The sequence below is a fragment of the Mucilaginibacter rubeus genome, from assembly GCF_014643835.1.
Classification (GTDB): domain Bacteria; phylum Bacteroidota; class Bacteroidia; order Sphingobacteriales; family Sphingobacteriaceae; genus Mucilaginibacter; species Mucilaginibacter rubeus.
The window spans coordinates 478,613-491,278 of the sequence record NZ_BMKD01000001.1 but is presented as its reverse complement, the minus strand read 5'-3'; the positions used below and the strand labels follow the sequence as shown (position 1 = coordinate 491,278).

Sequence of the window (12,666 nt, the reverse complement as noted above, 5' to 3'; positions counted from 1 at the left end):
CAATGAAACTAAATTGAAGCGGGGTTAAAAACTTTGAAGGAAAATAACACTGAACAGATGGATAACGCCGAAATTATAGACGGAGCATTGTTGTTGCGGCTAAATATGCTGTTTAAACTGTATAGAGAGGCTGAAATTGACGAAAAGAGGCTGATTACTGGTTCGATCTTTCCGGAAAAATGGAAGATCTTAGAAAAAGCTGTACGAACCGCTCAAATTAACTCGGCGGAATTTTTTATTTACATGATTAACAACAGATTAGAGAGAAAAAAAGCCGGGATAAAAACTTCGAAAAGCTTTCATCCCGGCTCGGTACCGATCAGCGGGAATACTTTCAATATTTAGAAAGCTTTTTGCGGCTTATAGAACCAATAATCTATGATCTAAAATCGAAAGGATTTATAAAAGAAAGTTAATGGATAAATGAAAACTGATTTTAATAGGCTTCTGTTTTTTTATGTAGCGGTTTTGAATTGAACCGGAAATTTGAAATTTTCAATATTTCTTCTTGTCGAGAATCAAGGAATGTCCTATATAGTTTGGATATCCATACATCTAAAAATTATTCAACGTTTTACGCCTAAATTGGGGCAAAGGCTTAAGCAGCTTATTCCCAAATAAATCGAAAACATCATAACTAGTTGGTACAGTTACAAGAGGATCTTCATGGAAGGCGAATATGTGATTTTGGATGGAAATGTTTTTATAAATGAGCGGGACAATCAATCTTCCTTTAATATCTACTACTCCTTTTTTCACAGTTTCATAGTGCCATTCATAATCGTCACCGTCAAAAACCATGTTTCCACCCTGATAAACAACAAACAGATTATAATCCGTCTCATCAATCTTATTATATTCAAAAGGAATAACAGTTTCGTTAAGGTAATTAATAACTCCGTATACTAACCCTTCTGCAGAAATACTATCACCATCTTCAGTTTCATATCTGTGAGGGTAATTAATGTGGCCGTTAGCAACCAATATTAAATTTTTATTTTTTTTGAAAGGCTCCAATTGATCGTATTTCGGTGTTATAATTTCATTAAAGTCCGAATCCATTAATCCCCATTTGCCAATATAATCAACCCAGTTACTATCAGTCTTTGAGCCGTTTAAGGTTAAGTACAAATAATCGCTACCGTCAAATGGGTTTATTGACAGATGGAATGCGAATGAATAATTAAGTTTCTTAACAATTGTACCCGAATTGTTAATTGCACAGAGCTGTTGATCAACTGGCGCTAAAACTAACTTGCTGGCATCTATATTATACCAGACTTTAAAATCATCTATAATATGATCATCTATTTCTAACAATATGTTATCCTTGAAATCAATTAACATTCTTTTACCTGATTTTTCAGTTTTTACAGAAAGAATACCATTTCGGCAAACATGTAAATCGAAATAATTAGCACGTAATAAAATGTTAAATCCGTCATTCAATACACCAATTTTAGAAGCATATTTGGAATAGTATTCTTGATAAAACAGGTAGCCATTGCGTTTTTCTATGTAAGAAAATTTACCGGTTTGACTTAAAATTTCTCCTTTCTCGTTTATCAGGAAATACTTCCTGGTATCAAGAATTTCGTTTTTATATACAAGAAAAGCTTTATTACCTAAATAGTCTGCTCCATTATAAACAGGCGGTATTATAATTTGTCCTATTTCATTTATCACACCATATTGATCTTCAGTTGCTCTAATAATTGCATAGCCATTAATAAAGTTATAAATGAGTTCAAATTCACTTATTGAAGATATTTGCCCGGTTACGTTTATCAGATATGAATATTTATCAGATGTTTCACCTACAACAAAATTAGACCCCAATGGTAATTGTATCATTTTGGCATAGTTAGCCTCTATTATTATCTGTCCTTTTTTATTAATAACGCCGTAGCGAGGTGAATTGTGAGTAACAGACCTTAAAGCAGTATACTTAGTTATTTCAGCGTAATAATAAACAGCATATCCGTTATTAAACCCGTAGATATGAGTATAGCCGAAAGGGATTATTATGTTGCCGTCCAAGTCGGCACATCCACATTTTTCATTTTTTACTATGCTGAATAAGCCTTCTGAATAGCAGTTAATTTTTTCAAATTCACAATTTAAGATTAATTGATTCTGTTTATTTATAACTCCCCATTTAGCGTTTTGTAACACGGCAGCATATCCCGAACTCCCAAAACTAAAACCATCGTAAGTTCTTTGCCAAGTTGTATTATAATCTTTTTCGATGGGAACGATATCATCATAAATACAAGGGACAACAATTTCTCCGTCAATATTTACTATTCCATATTTTCCATAATTAGAAATCTTAACATACAAATCGTTGTCAAATTTGCCTAAATAGTATTGTTCTTCTATTTTAATTGTTGGCTTTGATTTCATAATATCCATTTAATAAAATTACGTTTATTAGATTTATAAATGAAAGCTTGAATAGTGAGGATTATGACTTGTGGAGAAAACAAAACCCTCTCTACGCATTTGTAAAGAGGGTTTCTAATTATTACAGTAAAGTTAGGTAGTACCTAACTTTACCTGTACCCAGCGCCGGAGTCGAACCGGCACGGTTTCCCACAGGTGTTTGAGACCAGCGCGTCTACCAATTCCGCCAGCTGGGCATGTTGTAAGTGTCTTTCCTTACAAGCGGGCTGCAAATGTAGATAAACTCTCCTTAATTCGCAACAGATATTTTTGTTTATAGTAAATATTTGCAATTTCTATCCGGCGGCTTTCCTTCGCGGTATCGTCCAACTGTTCATAGTCTTTTGTCAACTTCGCCAGCTCTTCATTCATATCCCCTTCAATAGCAAGTGTTTCTGCGGTTATGGCAGCCAGGTGCGTTGCATCATCAACCTCCATAAGGCGTTCATTAATATCCATCATTTCCATTAAAAAATCTGCAGGCAATTGTGGTTTTGACCCTTCAGATACGAGGTCGTGCAGTTTTAAAATGTATTCCATGCGCTTTGCGGGGTCACCAAGCGCATGGTAAGCCTTGTTATTTAGGGTAGATAGCTCCAGGATCTCCTGTTGCCTGGTTTCATCCTCATTGGCATAAAAATCGGGATGGTAAAGCTTGCTCAGCTCGTAAAACTTTTTCTTAAGCAGCGCCTGATCAACCTTAAAAGATTCGGGGATGCCATAAAATTCAAAATAGTTCATAGGGCAAAGATAACTATTAACAATTTATCCATGCCGCTATCAACTTCATGTTAAAATAAGTTATCTGCTACGCGTTGGTCGGTTTCGGCTTTTTCTACCAATTCTGTTTTGGGGTGCATATCTACAAACAGCTTTCTGTCTTTAGTTAAAGTGGGCGCTACGCCCAATATACCTATCCCGGCAGTGGCCAATGCCATAAACAATATAAGCCCGCAAAGCCTTATGAACTTTTTAAGTCTTTTCATTTCGATCTCAGAAAATAAACGACAGGTATTATCCTTTTAGGTTTGTTCCTAAATAATTTATGGGAATGATTACCACATTGGGTAATCAGTAAGGAAGAATTATCCTATGAGGGAATTATCGGCATCGCCTAAATCCGGATTGAAATCTTTATTGAAAAGAGCCTGTTTGTTGAGTCTGCCGGGTATAAACAATTTCGAAGTTTGTTTAATGTTGACATCGGCTTTCCTGCTATGCAAAAAGCTTAACGCAGCAGGACAGCTATCCCCGGAAATAAAAGTTGAACGATTATTCCGCTTAGCCGTTTTAAGAGCAGCTTTATATGATAATGATTTTGAGACCCTGTTTACAAAACTGACAACTAAAGTTGTATCAGATAGAGCTACCTTATCTGCAGTTTGGGCAGTAAGCCCTGAAAAAGTAAAAAAGCCAGGTATTATAATGGCAGTTAACAACCATTTGGATAACACGCTTTTTACCGGACAAAACTTCATTATATAAATGTATGATATTGATCCACAAAAAAGGCCCCTGCGAAAAATCACAGGAGCCAGCCCATTTGTCTGAAAAAATCTTATTTCTTATTTCATGTAATCTTTATCCAAAAACAGGTAGCGCGCCCGGTTAACCTCCGGCATCTCCTCGCTATTAACATCAATATTCATGAATTTAACATGATTGTTATCCTTAATTGCCGACCATTTTGGCAAGCCTGCGCCGTTAGGGTTGCCAGTTTTTATAAAGTTGGCAAAATAGTTTTCCATGGTTTCGGATACTTTGAAATCATCGGGTGTCCAGGCATAGGTTTTGTTCCCGGCCAGGTTTCCCATGGCATATTCAATTTCTGAAGCATGGGCAGCACCCACAGGTGGCGGCATTTTCGGGGCCGGTTTTGCGGCATCGCCCTTAACCACACCGCCGGCAAGCCCCGGGGTGGCATTCCCCATAGAAGCCACCATGGCCGGGCGAACCCGTGAAAACAGGTAACGATAAACCGGCTTCCCTCCTGTTTGTACCTGCAAGTCGGCCCATTTCCAGGTGCTGTATACGATAAACCGGTCGCTTGATAGGTCGGTTGCAACTTTGATCACCTCCCCGTCATTAGCAGCCGGATATAGTTTCAATGCTTCCTCTGCCCTGTCGCCATATAATTGTTTCAGTGTTTTGGTATAATTCTCAAGAGTTGGCGCATCGCCGCGCATCATGAACTGGAATGGCACTTCGGCCGAGTTCCAGCCCACTAACAAAGGAACTTTGGCTTGTTCGCCCCCCATAAAGATCTCAGGCAACGATTTTGGCAACAGGTAATTATCAATAGTGGCCGACATTGGCGGCGTACCGGGTTTAAAAGCATCGTTCAGCAATTGTTCGGCGGGTATGGCCCTCAAATCAGCCAGGGTGTTGGCTTTCTCGTTAGCGGCAAACTTAACGCCGTTTTGTTCGGCATCAGCCAATGGTATAGGGAACAGTGTTGGCTTGATCCCCGCGCCACTCTCGCCGATAGCACCCGCAATCAGGTCTTTTGATAAAGGTGAAGCCATTTGCACCGATACCGAGATAGATCCCGCCGATTCACCCGCAATGGTAACCCGTTTGGGATCGCCGCCAAAGGCAGCTATATTTTTTTGTACCCAAAGCAAGGCCAGGTGCTGATCAAGGTACCCGTAGTTACCCGACGAATGGTTAGGTGATTCTTTAGTTAATTCGGGATGCGAAAAAAAGCCAAATACACCAAGTCTGTAATTAACAGTTAAAGCAACAATGCCTTTTTTTGCCATGCTTTCACCATCATAGCGCGACTCAGAACCATCGCCGGCCATTAAGCCCCCACCGTAAAAATAAACCAATACAGGCAGCTTCTCTTTGGCTGATTTTGCAGGTGTCCATACGTTAAGGTATAAACAATCTTCACTCATACCCGATGAACGAAAGCCCATATCACCAAAAATGGGCTTCTGCATGGGGTTATGGGCAAAATGATCGGCCTTTAATGTACCCTCCCAGTTTTTGGCGGGCTGAGGCTCTTTCCAGCGCAAATCGCCCACGGGCGGCTGTGCAAAAGGAATACCTTTAAAACTTAATACGTTTGATGCTTCGCGAGTGCCCTCAAGCGCACCGTTCTCAACGGTGATTTTGTTTGCCGATAGCTGCGCCATTACTTTTACCGAGGCAACTTGTGCAAGCAACAGCATTACTAAAATTGATTTCTTCATTACTGGTATTTGGTTAGTCCGGTTTAATTGATGGAGATTTTTTGAATTCGATCCTTATTGTATCAATTTGTTACAATAATAAATTATTTTTCGATAGCTATCAATTTTTTTTATTTACTTGTGCCTTTGTTTTATTACGATACATGAATAAAGAGTTTTACCAACTGGAAAATAACATCGCGGGCGAGGGTTTTCTACCAGGTCTTGCTATAGATACAGTTATTTTTGGTTTTCATGACAACCAATTAAAGGTATTGCTGCTGGCTTATAAAAATACCGGGCTATATGCGCTTCCCGGCGGCTTTATTCATGATAATGAGAATGTGAACGAAGCGGCGTGGCGGGTACTTCAAAGCCGAACAGCCTTAACCAACATCTACCTGGAACAGTTTTATGTTTTTGGCAATTACAGCCGGTATGATCCCGGGCCGCTTAAGGCCATTATGCAGGCCCGTGGCTATAACCCACCCGCTGATCACTGGTTATTAAAGCGTTTTATTTCGGTGGGATACTATGCGCTGGTTGATTTTACCAAGGCTATCCCAACACCCGATGAAATATCTGATAGCTGCGACTGGTACAGCCTGAATGAACTGCCTGCGCTGATGCAGGACCATCAGCAAATTATTAATAAAGCGCTGGAAACCCTGCAGAATGAGCTTGACCAAAAGCTGATAGGTTTTAACCTCATGACCGAGGAATTTACCATGGGCGACCTGCAATCGCTCTACGAAACCATTCTTAACAAAAAGCTGATCCGCGCTGCTTTTCAGCGTAAAATGCTGGGGCTGGGTATTTTGGAGCGGGTGGCAAAAAAATGGACTGGCGGCGCGCATAAGGCACCATACCTATATAAATTTGTTTCGGACGGAGTGCCGGCGGATAATAGCTAAAGCCGGCAATACCCTCTTTATTGATCCATCTGTGTGTTTTGCGATGAAACAATGTCGCAATTAACCCCTTAACATGTCTTGATACCCCCCTCCTATGTTAGGGTACAAGACTTAATTTTACTTTTATAAAATCACTCAATTATAAATCTACAAAAAACATCACATCATGTTAGCTATCAATCCTTATTTAAACTTTAACGGTAATACCGAAGAAGCTTTTAACCACTACAAGTCAGTATTCGGTGGTGAGTTTGCAATGGTTATGCGTTTTAAAGACTCGCCTGCGGCTGCCAATACACCCGAAAAAGACCAGGATAAGCTTATGCATATTGCACTCCCCCTTGCTAATGGCAGCATGCTGATGGGTACGGATGCGATTGGCGCGGGAGGTATGCCATTCGTAACTATGGGTAATAACTTCTCGCTCACCATAAGTGCCGAATCAAGAGAGGAGGCAGACAAACTGTATAGCGGTTTAGCCGAAGGCGGTAACGCTGTTTCGCCTATGCATGATGAGTTTTGGGGCGATTATTTTGGCTGGCTTACCGACAGGTTTGGCATAAACTGGATGATCACATACAATCCTAACGCCACCAAATAATAATTTATTGATTCTTTAGGGGCTGGTGAACCAAACACCGTCCCTAAAAAATCAAACATTTCTATTGTTCAACCAAAAGTTTTAGGTACACACCAAAACAGGCTTATGATAGTAGAAGTTTTTAAAACCAATGTAAATAAACGCCGCCAGGCTAATATGCTTTTGAATGCCATCCATAGCACGTTTGGCAACCATAAAGCCAATTTCGATCTTGATGATTGTGACCGGATTTTGCGGGTACAGTGCGATAGCGGCACATTATGCGCCCACTCGCTTATCAATTTTTTAAATGAGTTAGGTTGCCGGGCCGAAGTTTTGGAAGGCTAAACTCACTTTTACAAAACAAATTATTAAAAAGCAAGGTAGTATCAATAACAAAAAGTCAACTATCATGTTAAAAGACAGCAAAGCATTCAGCGGATTTTCGGTAGATGATACAGCTAAAGCCAGGGCGTTTTATGCTGATGTACTTGGGTTAGATGTAAGTGATGTACCCGAAATGCAAGGCTTACTTAACCTTAATATTACAGGGAGCACCCCCATATTAATATACACTAAACCCAACCATACCCCGGCTACCTTCACAATCTTGAATTTCCCGGTTGATGATGTGGAAAAAACAGTTGATGAACTCAGCGCACGCGGTGTTAAGTTTGAGATTTATAACCAGGAGAATTTTAAGACAAACGAAAAAGGCATTTTTCTTGATGGGGGCCCCAAAATAGCCTGGTTTAAAGACCCCGCCGGAAATTTTTTATCCGTGATAGAAAAGTAGCGCTATAAATACCTATACCCGGTATAAATTAAATCCCATTTTGGGGAATTACAGCTACCCGCCGTGGGAATAAATTCCTCGACGGTTATTAACTTTCTGTTAATATCGCAATTTTTCACAACCATTTTATATATTAACCGTATAAAAGCCTACTAAGCCTTTGATTTCGGCTGTTTTTTTTATTTGAGGAATGTTTTTTGCATGCAATTACAGTGAAAAACAAAACACGCTAATTGTAAGGCTATTTATTTTATATTTAGCTGTTAGTTAAAAACGGCTAATAAACCATTTCCTTTTCATTAATAACATTTATTAAATTTATATTTTTTTTAACACATCAGCATTTACAATAAATAATAATAACATACAACAAACTGATTAACAAAACATTTGCTTCTCTTTTATAAATAATCCCCATTAATTAAGCATGAAAAGAACGCTACTTATAGTTGATGATGACTTGAGTATCCTAAAACTGCTCAACTTCATTCTGTCAAAAGAATATGATATTGTAGTTAAAAATAATGGCATCGAAGCTTTCAGCTGGCTCGAAGACGGCCATATGCCCGAATTGATTATATCCGACCTCCAGATGCCTTATTTTGACGGCCAGTCTTTTATTAAGAACGTAAAGATTAGTGGCTTTTATCGTGAAATACCTGTTATATTGCTATCGGCCGCCCATGATCTTGATGCCCAGGTAAGCAACATGCCCTTTAAGGTTGATGCTTACATTCACAAGCCGTTTAACCCAACTGCATTAAAAACAGCTATTAATCAAGTTTTACAAGTTTATGAATCACCAAACATCTGATTGGAACGAAAGTTCAGGTTCTAATATCAGGATAGCCTATGCCGGCACCGAGTTTAAGGAAATGATTTCGGCTGGACTAAATGAAGGCTTTAAAATTGCTTACAACAACTCTATTGACCAGTTGAATGATTATTTAGGCGAGCAATCTATTTTATCCGTTCCTGATATTATTTTGGTTGAAGTTGATACTGAGGGCAAATGGATTAAAATGGTTGAAGAAGTTAAGCAAAGCTTTCTTCTTAGTGGTTTAATTATTGTACTTCTTTCATCACAAAATGATAAAACGCTAAGACAAAAAGCCATTAAATTAAAGGTTCATGATTTTTATGGCGAACCGTTTTCCATAAGTGACCTTCGCGAAAGGCTTAACTTTTTGGTGCGCTTTAAACTGATAAAGCCCAAATTGCTTGAACTTTCAAAAGTAGTTGATACGACTTATAAAATGCCGGCAGGTAAGCGTCTTATCGATCTGGTAATTTCAGGCGGTATGATGTTTGTATTATCGCCTGTTATGCTGATAGTTGCTATTTTAATTAAGCTGGATTCAAAAGGCCCGGTATTTTACAAAAGCAAACGCGTAGGTACAGGTTATAAAGTATTTGATTTTTATAAGTTCAGGTCGATGCGTACCGACGCCGATCAATTGCTGGCCAAGTTATCTGCCGAAAACAATCAATATGCCGCCGAAGGAGGCGACAATAAAGTCGCCTTTGTAAAAATCAAGAATGATCCGCGTATTACCAAGCTGGGCAACTTCTTACGCAATTCAAGTCTTGATGAATTACCGCAATTATTCAATATACTACGGGGCGATATGTCGGTAGTTGGTAACAGGCCATTGCCTTTATATGAGGCCGAGATGCTTACCTCAAACGAGTGGTCGATGCGTTTTCTTGGCCCTGCCGGTTTAACGGGCCTATGGCAGATCAGCAAACGCGGAAAGGAAGACATGTCTGAACGTGAAAGGAAAAAATTAGATAATTTTTATGCGCAGAAATATTCTATTTGGTTAGATTTAAAAATTATTGCCGGTACAGTACCCGCATTATTCCAAAAAGAAAAAGTATAACTATATGCCCCTGAAACTGAAGCCCATTTATATTTTTATAATTGCTCTTTTATTTACCACCCGCGTACATGCGCAGCAAACTTCATTTGTAAGTGACATTAACTATCCTTTTCTTGAAAAACTTATAGCAACTGCTAAAAAAAACTACCCCGAAGTAAAATCCCGTCAAAGCCAGGTAAATGCAGCCAAAGCCGTTTATAACTCAGCCGTGTTTTCATGGCTTGATGGTTTAACTGCATCTTACATTTATAGTCCGCAAACGTCTATCAACATTTCGCAGCCAACCATATTTAAAGGTTATCAAATAAGCCTTTCGCTAAACTTAGGACACCTGTTTTCGAGGCCGGGAGTTATCAGGCAAACGAAAGAAATTTATAAAGCAGCCGAATTTCAACAGGCCGAGTATATGTTAAGCCTTGAGGCCCAGGTTAAACGTCTTTACTTTTCATATCTGGCAGCACAGGCCGAACTAAGACTGCGGGCAAATGCTGTAATTGATGCCGAAAGTGCTGTTAAGCAATTAAAATACGCGTTTCAAAAAGGCGAAACAACTTTTCAGATCTATAATGAACAGCTTACCACCTTATACAGCCAAAACGCCTTTAAAGTACAAGCTGAATTATCGACATTTACAGCCAAAACCAATCTTGAAGAATTATTGGGTACTAAATTAGAAGACGTTAAGTAAAAGATGGAGATAGGCAATTTTTTCAATCTACTAAAGAAATACAGAACTGTACTGATAATAATACCGCTTGTAGCAGTAATCACTTCTTTTTTCCTGGTAAAAAACTTACCTGATAATTACCAGTCGCACGCGGAAATAGCCACCGGCATAGTTGACGCGTCCAGCCATCTTCTTGATCAAGATCCGACGACTAACGTACAAGAGCAACAGGTTTACCGCGAATTCAGTAACCTCATGGCGATCATGAAGCTAAAGAAACTTATTGACCAGGTTTCTTATTCGCTCATGATCCATGACCTGAGCGATCCTTATCCCTTTCGTAAACAAAGTAAGGAATTACTTGAATTGCGGCCTTATGAAAAGGATAACGTATTAGCGATTTTTAAAAAGAAATTTGCCACCCTTCAACCGTTATCTGTTTATGATAAAACCGAGAACTCACTTATTGGTTTGCTCAGGTCAATGAAATACGATGAGCGTAACATAGTAAAAGACCTGCTAATTTACCGTGAAGAAAGCAGTGATTTTATTTCTGTAAGTTTTAATTCAGAAAACCCTCAGCTTTCGGCGTTTGTAGTGAATACATTATGCAAACAGTTTATCGACTATTATACCCAAAGCGTAAAGCAAAATGAATCAAATGCAGTAAATTTTTTATCAAATCTGTTAGATACCAAACGTAAGGCGCTGAGTGAAAAAACCAGCGAATTACAGCAATATAAAATTCAAAACGGTGTATTGAACCTGGATGAGCAGTCCAAAGCGATTTTTAGCCAGATCATGACTTACAATGACAGAAAATTGCAGGCCGAAAAGGATGTAATATCCAATCAGGGCGCCATTGATGCTATCGTCCAAAAGTTCTCACCCGATGAAAGGAAATATGTTGAGTCGATAACCAACAAATACAACCAGGCTATCATTTCCACTCAGGACCAATTGCATATACTGGAAGACCAGTATGTACGCAGCGGGTTTAATAATAAGTATAAAGAATCTCTTGATTCGTTACAGAAACAGCTCTCAAATCAGGTAAATTTAACATCTGATAAATACATTACCAATCCGCTTGTGGCTAAAGAGGATCAGGTTAAACAAAAGCTTGGTCTTGAGATTTCCCGCGATTTGGCTAAATACAGCGTTAAATCAATAAATGACGAGCTCACGAATCTTAATGCTAAATTCTCTCGCCTGGTTCCGTTTGATGCGAAAGTAAAAACCCTTTATTTTGATATTGATATTGCAGGTAAAGAATATCTTGATGTATTGAACAAATACAATGAAACTAACCTGCGTTCAAGCATTTCAATAAAACTGGTCCAGATTGAGATGGCCCAGCCGGACGTGGCCCAACCTTCAAAAAAAATGCTGCTTATTATATTAAGCGGCATGGGCAGTTTATTTGCCTGTCTCTTCTGGCTGTTCGTATTATTTTACATCGATGATACTATTAAAAGCCCTACCGAACTGGTTAATAAAACCCAGCTACCGTTATTAGGCTATCTGAATAAGATCAGCGGTGAGAATCTCGATCTGCGCAAGCTGTGGGATGTGGAGCACCGTGAAAAAATGAAAACCTTTAAAGAGCTGTTGCGCTCTATACGGTTTGAGATTGACCAGGAATTAAAAGGTGAAAAAATTTTAGCCATAACAAGCATTGAGCCTGGCGAAGGCAAAACACTGCTGGCGATAAGCCTGGCGTACTCTTACTCCATGATTAACAAAAGAGTATTGTTAATTGATGGCAACTTCAATAACGCCACGATAAGTAATACCGCTCAGCCGCAGGTATACCTTGAAGATTATTTTAAAAACAGCCAATTTGGCCAACCCGAGCTCAGCAGTTCAAACACTACCGTTTTAGGCAACCGCGGAGGTGATGTAACCCTGCTTGAAATTGGCAGCGAAGGCTTTGTTAAGAGCAAATTTGACGAGCTGCGGACTAAATACGATATTGTGATTATTGATACTGCCCCACTTACCGCGCTTAATAAATCCAAAGAATGGTTATTATTTGCAAATAAAACAATAGCTGTATTTGAAGCCAACAGGAAAATAAACAATATTCAGAAACAGCACATAACCTATTTAAAAGGGCTCGAAAACAAGTTTGCCGGCTGGGTACTCAATAAAACCGAATACAATCAGAACAAAGAAAAACGCTCCTAATTGAACGAAGCGCGC

At 39.1% G+C, this 12,666-nt stretch carries 14 protein-coding genes and 1 tRNA gene; 10 read left to right on the top strand and 5 right to left on the bottom strand.

The window, feature by feature from the left end; genetic code table 11:
- The first annotated feature begins 57 nt into the window (after positions 1-57).
- Complete coding sequence (locus tag IEX80_RS02055; protein ID WP_188831772.1) at positions 58-345, top strand: hypothetical protein; 288 nt, start codon at positions 58-60, stop codon at positions 343-345.
- Between the two features lie 210 nt (positions 346-555).
- On the opposite strand, the gene IEX80_RS02050 is transcribed toward IEX80_RS02055, so the two are convergent.
- From IEX80_RS02050 to IEX80_RS02035, 4 genes are all read right to left on the bottom strand, one after another.
- Entirely contained in the window at positions 556-2,415 is a 1,860-nt protein-coding gene (locus IEX80_RS02050) for a WG repeat-containing protein (RefSeq protein ID WP_188831771.1), read from the bottom strand.
- 147 nt (positions 2,416-2,562) lie between these two features.
- Positions 2,563-2,642: transfer RNA gene (locus tag IEX80_RS02045), tRNA-Leu, on the bottom strand.
- 19 nt (positions 2,643-2,661) lie between these two features.
- Positions 2,662-3,186 carry a Fe-S protein assembly co-chaperone HscB gene (gene hscB / locus IEX80_RS02040; RefSeq protein ID WP_188831770.1) on the bottom strand — a complete coding sequence of 175 codons (525 nt, stop codon included), beginning with the start codon at positions 3,184-3,186 and terminating at the stop codon, positions 2,662-2,664.
- A gap of 50 nt (positions 3,187-3,236) precedes the next feature.
- Positions 3,237-3,431: a hypothetical protein gene (locus IEX80_RS02035; protein ID WP_176624244.1), complete on the bottom strand. Its 195-nt coding sequence runs from the start codon at positions 3,429-3,431 to the stop codon at positions 3,237-3,239.
- Between the two features lie 139 nt (positions 3,432-3,570).
- On the opposite strand from IEX80_RS02035, the gene IEX80_RS02030 reads away from it, so the two are divergent.
- Positions 3,571-3,930, top strand: a complete 360-nt coding sequence (locus tag IEX80_RS02030) for a hypothetical protein (RefSeq protein ID WP_188831769.1) — start codon at positions 3,571-3,573, stop codon at positions 3,928-3,930.
- Between the two features lie 80 nt (positions 3,931-4,010).
- Here IEX80_RS02030 and IEX80_RS02025 read toward each other — a convergent pair whose 3' ends face one another.
- A complete protein-coding gene (locus IEX80_RS02025; RefSeq protein WP_188831768.1) occupies positions 4,011-5,642 on the bottom strand; it encodes a carboxylesterase/lipase family protein in 1,632 nt (543 codons plus the stop codon).
- A 143-nt stretch (positions 5,643-5,785) separates the two neighbouring features.
- On the opposite strand from IEX80_RS02025, the gene IEX80_RS02020 reads away from it, so the two are divergent.
- The 8 genes from IEX80_RS02020 (at position 5,786) to IEX80_RS01985 (ending at position 12,651) form a co-directional block, all read left to right on the top strand.
- A complete protein-coding gene (locus IEX80_RS02020; RefSeq protein WP_188831767.1) occupies positions 5,786-6,535 on the top strand; it encodes an NUDIX hydrolase in 750 nt (249 codons plus the stop codon).
- A gap of 166 nt (positions 6,536-6,701) precedes the next feature.
- Positions 6,702-7,136 (top strand): VOC family protein, encoded by a 435-nt coding sequence (locus IEX80_RS02015; protein ID WP_188831766.1) that lies wholly within the window; start codon positions 6,702-6,704, stop codon positions 7,134-7,136.
- Between the two features lie 105 nt (positions 7,137-7,241).
- Positions 7,242-7,463 (top strand): hypothetical protein, encoded by a 222-nt coding sequence (locus IEX80_RS02010; protein ID WP_090525068.1) that lies wholly within the window; start codon positions 7,242-7,244, stop codon positions 7,461-7,463.
- A 64-nt stretch (positions 7,464-7,527) separates the two neighbouring features.
- Positions 7,528-7,911, top strand: coding sequence for a VOC family protein (locus IEX80_RS02005; RefSeq protein WP_188831765.1), 384 nt, complete (start codon positions 7,528-7,530; stop codon positions 7,909-7,911).
- 427 nt (positions 7,912-8,338) lie between these two features.
- Entirely contained in the window at positions 8,339-8,725 is a 387-nt protein-coding gene (locus tag IEX80_RS02000) for a response regulator (protein WP_188831764.1), read from the top strand.
- The gene (locus IEX80_RS01995) at positions 8,706-9,794 is read left to right on the top strand and encodes a sugar transferase (RefSeq protein WP_188831763.1); all 1,089 of its coding nucleotides are present in this window, start codon (positions 8,706-8,708) and stop codon (positions 9,792-9,794) included. The genes IEX80_RS02000 and IEX80_RS01995 overlap by 20 nt, the downstream gene beginning before the upstream one ends.
- A gap of 4 nt (positions 9,795-9,798) precedes the next feature.
- A complete protein-coding gene (locus IEX80_RS01990) occupies positions 9,799-10,482 on the top strand; it encodes a TolC family protein (RefSeq protein WP_176624230.1) in 684 nt (227 codons plus the stop codon).
- 3 nt (positions 10,483-10,485) lie between these two features.
- A complete protein-coding gene (locus IEX80_RS01985) occupies positions 10,486-12,651 on the top strand; it encodes an exopolysaccharide transport family protein (protein ID WP_188831762.1) in 2,166 nt (721 codons plus the stop codon).
- Positions 12,652-12,666 lie beyond the last annotated feature (15 nt).

Excerpts from the sequence above, each read along its gene's own strand:
- IEX80_RS02010 (WP_090525068.1), top strand. The coding sequence starts at position 7,242 with ATGATAGTAGAAGTTTTTAAAACCAATGTAAATAAACGCCGCCAGGCT.
- hscB (WP_188831770.1), bottom strand. The coding sequence starts at position 3,186 with ATGAACTATTTTGAATTTTATGGCATCCCCGAATCTTTTAAGGTTGAT.
- IEX80_RS02005 (WP_188831765.1), top strand. The coding sequence starts at position 7,528 with ATGTTAAAAGACAGCAAAGCATTCAGCGGATTTTCGGTAGATGATACA.
- IEX80_RS02000 (WP_188831764.1), top strand. The coding sequence starts at position 8,339 with ATGAAAAGAACGCTACTTATAGTTGATGATGACTTGAGTATCCTAAAA.
- IEX80_RS02035 (WP_176624244.1), bottom strand. The coding sequence starts at position 3,431 with ATGAAAAGACTTAAAAAGTTCATAAGGCTTTGCGGGCTTATATTGTTT.
- IEX80_RS02050 (WP_188831771.1), bottom strand. The coding sequence starts at position 2,415 with ATGGATATTATGAAATCAAAGCCAACAATTAAAATAGAAGAACAATAC.
- IEX80_RS01995 (WP_188831763.1), top strand. The coding sequence starts at position 8,706 with ATGAATCACCAAACATCTGATTGGAACGAAAGTTCAGGTTCTAATATC.
- IEX80_RS01985 (WP_188831762.1), top strand. The coding sequence starts at position 10,486 with ATGGAGATAGGCAATTTTTTCAATCTACTAAAGAAATACAGAACTGTA.
- IEX80_RS02055 (WP_188831772.1), top strand. The coding sequence starts at position 58 with ATGGATAACGCCGAAATTATAGACGGAGCATTGTTGTTGCGGCTAAAT.
- IEX80_RS02025 (WP_188831768.1), bottom strand. The coding sequence starts at position 5,642 with ATGAAGAAATCAATTTTAGTAATGCTGTTGCTTGCACAAGTTGCCTCG.
- IEX80_RS01990 (WP_176624230.1), top strand. The coding sequence starts at position 9,799 with ATGCCCCTGAAACTGAAGCCCATTTATATTTTTATAATTGCTCTTTTA.
- IEX80_RS02015 (WP_188831766.1), top strand. The coding sequence starts at position 6,702 with ATGTTAGCTATCAATCCTTATTTAAACTTTAACGGTAATACCGAAGAA.
- IEX80_RS02020 (WP_188831767.1), top strand. The coding sequence starts at position 5,786 with ATGAATAAAGAGTTTTACCAACTGGAAAATAACATCGCGGGCGAGGGT.